The 4,232-nt window shown below is 73.7% G+C and carries 3 protein-coding genes; all 3 read left to right on the forward strand.

Annotation, left to right across the window (positions count from 1 at the left end; translation table 11 throughout):
- Window positions 1-336, forward strand: a 336-nt coding sequence (locus tag SACSA_RS0109120) for a sulfurtransferase (RefSeq protein ID WP_019815271.1), incomplete at its 5' end; no start/stop codon positions are given.
- A gap of 11 nt (window positions 337-347) precedes the next feature.
- A complete protein-coding gene (locus SACSA_RS0109125; protein ID WP_019815272.1) occupies window positions 348-1,520 on the forward strand; it encodes an acetoin utilization protein AcuC in 1,173 nt (390 codons plus the stop codon).
- A 90-nt stretch (window positions 1,521-1,610) separates the two neighbouring features.
- Window positions 1,611-4,232: bifunctional acetate--CoA ligase family protein/GNAT family N-acetyltransferase (locus tag SACSA_RS22175; RefSeq protein ID WP_019815273.1), on the forward strand; the 2,622-nt coding region annotated here is incomplete at its 3' end.

The following is a 4,232-nucleotide window of genomic DNA, read 5'->3' on the forward strand; positions in this document are numbered from 1 at the left end:
GCGCGGGCACCGGCCCGCTACACGGGCGAGACCGAGCCGGTCGACCCGCGCGCCGGGCACGTCCCCGGTGCGCGCAACGCGCCGTTCAGCGCGCACGTCACCGCGGACGGGCACTGGCGTTCGCCGCGGGAACTCGCCGACCACTTCCGGGACCTCGGCGTCGGCCCCGACACCCCCGTGGGTGCGTACTGCGGTTCCGGTGTCACGGCGTGCTCGGTGGTGCTCGCGCTCGAACTCGCGGGGCACACCCGGCCCGCCGCGCTGTACGCCGGGTCGTGGTCGCACTGGGTGGCCGACCCTCGGCGGGCGGCTGTCACCGGGCCCGACCCCGGCTAGGCTCGGTGGCCATGTCACGCTCGGCCGTCGTCTGGGACCCCGCCCTGCTCGCCTACGACCTGGGCAGCGACCACCCGTTCAACCCCGTGCGGCTCGATCTCACCGTACGGCTGGCGACCGCGCTCGGGGTCCTCGACGACGTGCCGCTGCTGGCCCCCGAGGCCGCCGAGGAGGCCGACTTGCTCCGCGCGCACGTGCCCGGCTACCTCGAGGCGGTCCGGCAGGCGCCGATGGCGGGCTGGGACGTCGGCCACGGGCTCGGCACGCCGGACAATCCCGTCTTCACCGGCATGCACGAGGCGTCCTCGCTGGTCGTGGGCTCCACGCTACTGGGCGCCCTGTGCCTCGCCGAGGGCCGGGCCGACCGCGCGGTCAACATCGCGGGCGGGCTGCATCACGCGATGCCCGCCCACGCCTCCGGGTTCTGCGTCTACAACGACTGCTCCGTGGCGATCTCGTGGCTGCTCGACCACGGCTTCGACCGCATCGCCTACGTCGACACCGACGTGCACCACGGCGACGGCGTGCAGGCCGCCTTCTACGGCGACCCGAGGGTGCTCACCGTGTCGCTGCACCAGCATCCGTTCACGCTCTTTCCCGGCACCGGCTACTCCGCCGAGACCGGCGTCGACGGTGCCGAGGGCACGGCGGTGAACGTTCCGCTGCCGCCGTCCACGCGGGACGCGGGCTGGTTGCGGGCCTTCCACGCCGTGGTGCCGTCCCTGCTCGACCGGTTCCGTCCGCAGATCCTGATCACCCAGTGCGGCGTCGACTCGCACGACGAGGACCCGCTGGCCGACCTGGCGCTGAGCGTGGACGGCCATCGCACGATCTACCGCACCCTGCGCGAGCTCGCCGACACCTACGCCGACGGCCGGTGGCTCGCCGTCGGCGGCGGCGGGTACCAGCTCATCCGCGTGGTTCCCCGATCCTGGACCCACCTCGTGGCCACCGTGCTGGACCGGGACGTGGACCCGGCGACCCCGCTGCCCTCGGCCTGGACCGAGCGGGTGCTCGGCCTGGCCCCGCACGCGGAGGTGCCTGCCGTGATGTCCGACGGGGTCGACATCACGTTCTCGCCCTGGGGCGACGGGTGCGACGACGCGGTGGACGTCGCCGTGCGCGAGACCCGCCGCGCGGTATTCCCGCTGCACGGGCTGGACCCGGACGATCCGCGCGACTGAGCATTCCCGAGACCGACGACCCGCCACGACCGGGCCAGGCACCGGTTCCCGGCGGCCCGGACCGGCGGGGCAGCGACGAGAGGTGGCGAGATGAGCAGGGAGCACCAGGCGGGCGCGCGCGACGAGGACCACGACCCGTTCGACTACCCGCGCCATTGGGAGGCCGACGTGGTGCTCAGCGACGGCGGCACGGTGCACCTGAGGCCGATCGTGCCCAGCGACGCCGACCGCATCGTCGCCCTGCACGCCCGGCTGTCCGAACGGACCCGGTACCTGCGCTACTTCGGCGCCTACCCTCGCATTCCCGCCCGGGACCTCGAACGCTTCACCACGGTCGACCATCACCACCGGGTCGCGTTCGTGGCCGTGCTCGGCGACGACATCGTGGCCGTGGGCCGCTACGAGCGGCTCGACCGCGACTCGGCCGAGGTGGCGTTCGTGGTCGACGACGCGCACCAGGGCCGGGGCCTCGGCTCCATCCTGCTCGAACACCTCGCCGCGGCGGCCTCCGAGCGCGGTCTGCGCCGGTTCGTCGCGGAGATCCTGGCCGAGAACGCCGCCATGACGAGGGTGTTCCGCGACGCCGGGTACCAGGTCAGCCGCGCCTTCGAGGAGGGCCTGCTGCACCTGGAGTTCGACATCGATCCGACCGAGGAGTCGGTGGCGGTCGCGCGGGCCCGGGAGCAGGCCGCCGAGGCGCGCAGCGTGCACAACCTGCTGCATCCCCGCTCGGTCGCGGTCGTCGGTGCCTCCGCCGACCCGACCAAGATCGGCTACGCGGTGCTGTCGAATCTGCTCTCGGCCGACTTCACCGGACCGGTCTACCCCGTCAACCCCGAGCACACCTCCGTGCGCGGCGTGCGCGCCTACCGGTCGGTGGTGGACATCCCGGACCCGGTGGACCTCGCCGTGGTGTCGGTGCCCGCCGACCAGGTGGAGGACGTGCTCGACGGCGCGCTCGCCAAGGGGGTCAAGGCCCTGGTCATCGTCTCGGCGGGGTTCGCGGAGGTGGGGCCGCACGGTTTGGACGCCGAGCAGCGGCTGGTGTCCGAGGCCAGGGCGCACGGCATGCGCGTCGTCGGGCCGAACGCGCTGGGGGTGCTCAACGCCGACCCCGCTGTGCGGCTGAACGCCACCCTGGCGCCCCGGCTGCCCGGCCGGGGACGGACGGGCTTCTTCTGCCAGTCCGGCGCGCTCGGCATCGCGATCCTGGCCGACGCCGAGGCACGCGGACTCGGGTTGTCCACCTTCGTCTCGGCGGGCAACCGCGCCGACGTCTCGGGCAACGACCTGCTTCAGTACTGGGAGACCGACCCGCACACCGACGTCGTGCTGCTGTACCTCGAGTCGTTCGGCAACCCGCGCAAGTTCGCGCGCCTGGCGCGCAGGCTCGCGCGCAGCAAGCCGGTGGTCGCCGTGAAGTCGGGACGGCACGCCGTGCGCCCGCAGCTCGCCGCCACCTCGACCGACATCGACGAGTCGAGCGTGCAGGCCCTGTTCGACCAGGCCGGTGTCGTCCGGGTGGACACGCTGGCGCAACTGTTCGACACCGCGCTGGTGTTCGCGCACCAGCCGCTGCCGAGGGGGCCGCGCATCGGCATCGTGGGCAACTCCAGCGCGATCGGCATGCTCGCCGCCGACACGGCAAGGGCACAGGGCTTGCGGCTGGGCATCGAGCCGGTGGACGTCGGCTCGCAGGCTCCGCCCGAATCCTTCGCCGCCGCCGTGGGCCGTGCGCTGGAGTCGGACGAGGTCGACGCGCTCGTGGTCGTGTTCGTGCCGCCGGTGGCCACGCCCGGCACCGCCTACGCCGGTGCCCTGCGCGAGGTCGTCGGCGAACGGGCGGCCACCGCGGCCGAGAAACCCATCGTGTCCACGTTCCTCGCGGCCGAGGGCGTGCCCGATCAGCTCGCGGTCACCGGGCCCGACGGGGCACCCGGTCCGGGCTCGATCCCGTCGTATCCCAGCCCCGAGCGCGCGGTCAACTCGCTGGCGCGGGTCGTGCGCTACGCCGGGTGGCGGCGGCGTCCGCACGGAACGGCGGTGCGCCCGGAGGGGCTGGACCCCGCCCGCGCGGAGGCGATCGTGGCGGAGAACCTGGCCGAACGGCCGGCCACGCTGCACGTCGACGAGATGGTGCGGCTGCTGGGCTGTTACGGCGTGGAGGTGGTGCCGTTCCGGGTGGTCTCCGGTGAGGACGACGCCGTGGCCGCCGCCGCCGAGCTCGGTTATCCGGTAACGCTGAAGGCGTTCGACGACCGGCTGCGCGACCGGCCCGACCTGGCGGGGGTCCGGCTGGACCTGATCGCCGAGGACTCGGTGCGGGTCGGCTACCGTGACCTGCGCGACGTCTCCGGCCACGATGACGTGTACGTGCAGCGGATGGCGCCGAAGGGCGTGTCCTGCGCCCTGGGACTCCAGGACGACCCGTCGTTCGGCACTCTCGTCTCGTTCGGGCTTTCCGGCGTGGTCAGTTCGCTGCTCGGCGACCAGGCTTACCGCGCCGTGCCGCTCACCGACGTGGACGCGGCGAACCTGGTGCGCGCCCCGCGCACGGCGCCGCTGCTGACCGGCTACCGCGGTGACGAGCCCGCCGACCTGGACGCGCTGCGGGACCTCGTGCTGCGGGTCGCCGCCCTGGCCGAGGATCATCCCGAGGTGCGCGCGCTGGCTCTCGACCCGGTCCTGGCCTCGCCGGAAGGGCCTTCGTCA

This window comes from Saccharomonospora saliphila YIM 90502, from assembly GCF_000383795.1.
Classification (GTDB): Bacteria; Actinomycetota; Actinomycetes; order Mycobacteriales; family Pseudonocardiaceae; genus Saccharomonospora; species Saccharomonospora saliphila.